The 1,677-nt window shown below is 56.4% G+C and carries 1 protein-coding gene and 1 tRNA gene; both read right to left on the reverse strand.

Features of this window, described 5'->3' with window-relative positions; all coding sequences use genetic code 11:
• Positions 1 to 272: 272 nt before the first annotated feature.
• Positions 273 to 366: transfer RNA gene (locus V6C16_RS12610), tRNA-Ser, on the reverse strand.
• Positions 367 to 687: 321 nt separating this feature from the next.
• Entirely contained in the window at positions 688 to 1,506 is an 819-nt protein-coding gene (locus tag V6C16_RS12615) for a tetratricopeptide repeat protein (protein ID WP_333535476.1), read from the reverse strand.
• Between the last annotated feature and the right edge of the window lie 171 nt (positions 1,507 to 1,677).

The following is a 1,677-nucleotide window of genomic DNA, read 5'->3' on the forward strand; positions in this document are numbered from 1 at the left end:
TCGGCCTGTTTTAAAATCGCCAAGATTTGACTGTCCGTGAAGCGTGACTTTTTCATTGTAAAATCTCCAGATTGCTTATTCTCGGAAATTCTACTTTGAAATGCTACTTTTTTCTGGGGGGATTACCACGGCAGACGCGCGGAAATAACCGGCGGGAGTAGGTGAGCACCGTCAGGAGATGACCGGAGCCCGGAAGAATCCTGAAATGACAAGAGCCGGAAAATCGCTGTTTTCAGCGCTTTCCGGCCTTTGCGAAATTTTGATGGGAAAAATGGCGGAGAGGGTGGGATTCGAACCCACGTGCCCCGGTTAAGGGACAACTCGATTTCGAGTCGAGCGCGTTACGGCCAGCTTCGCTACCTCTCCGCAGGTCTGGGACACAGGGTCCGCGACCGAAGGCAGTGTATAGCGCATCTTGCCCTGAATGGCAATGGGCGCTGTTGGTTGCAAGGCAGTTTTTCAGGCTTTTGGGCTGTGCCGGATGAGGATAGCCAGGGCATTTTCATTTTGAAATTGCTCTGGCGACTGCGGGAGAAGGCGTAAGCGCAATTTATTTGCGCTGTTAAGCGCCGAAGTAAACTTTGAGAGTGGACATTCTCAAAGTTAATCTGCTCTGAAAAGGCGCGGTCAACTGGTTGACGACTGATGGCCAGGCCGCCGACGGACGAGGCGCTCGCCGCGCGGCGCTTACCGGCGTTCCAGTGCTGCAATGACCTCCAGGGCGTCTGGTTGGCCCGGGTCTTCCTGAAGGGCGCGAAAGGCCATGTCTTCTGCGACTTGCCGCTTGCGCCATACCAGGTACAGCTTTGCCATCTTGCCGAATGTGGAAGCGTGGCCGCCAAAAGTGCGCAGCACTGCTTTATAGATATTTTCGGCTTTTTCGTATTCGTGCAATTCCATCCATGCAGCCACCGCCCCTGTATAAGCGGCAGGTTCTCGTGGCTGGATGGAGATGGCTTCTTCATACATTTCCGCGGCTTCCTGATACAGGCCAGCAGCGGCGAAAATCTGGCCTACCTGGATGCGTATGCCATCTTCCTGACTGAATTCCTCAACCACCCGCTTTAGAAATGCCCGTCCTTTGGCAAGCTGCCCTTCGCGTACAAATTGCAAGCCAGTCTCGATCAGGTGCTTTTTCCGCTCCATTCGCGCTGCAAACTCCGCCTGCACGCAATTTTCCGCCTCTTTTTGCAAAATTCGGCCCAGGCCGTCCAGCACGGTCGCCAGGGCGGCTTCTTTGCCCTGTTGAAAAGGGATGCCCCTGGGCTTGCCCGTGCGCGCCGGGTCCAGCAGGGGTTGCATGGTCTGGTGCTGGATAAGGGAAGACAGAAATTCGCTGATCTGGATGTCCAGTTCGGCTCTGGCGGCGCGCAGCATCCTGGTTTCGCCCATACGCCGCAGGGCTTCGCTCATGGCAGCCAGGGAGCGCTCCACTTCGTCCCGCCGTAAATAACCTACAGCGCGGGCGATATTTTCACGTATGTCCTTGGGGGCAGTTGTCAGCATGGGCTTCCCGCCTGTTGCCAGTGGGTTCGTACGGATTCTTCGCTTTCACGCAGGATTTCAAACGCCGCCCGCGGCAGCAGAAAATCCACGCGCCGGTTTGCCAGCCACAAGGCACGCAGGCGCGACGCGCTCACATCCAGCCAGGGCAAGGGCAGAAAATGCGCCATGCCC

The sequence above is a fragment of the Desulfovibrio sp. 1188_IL3213 genome, from assembly GCF_036763145.1.
Taxonomy (GTDB): Bacteria; Desulfobacterota; Desulfovibrionia; order Desulfovibrionales; family Desulfovibrionaceae; genus Desulfovibrio.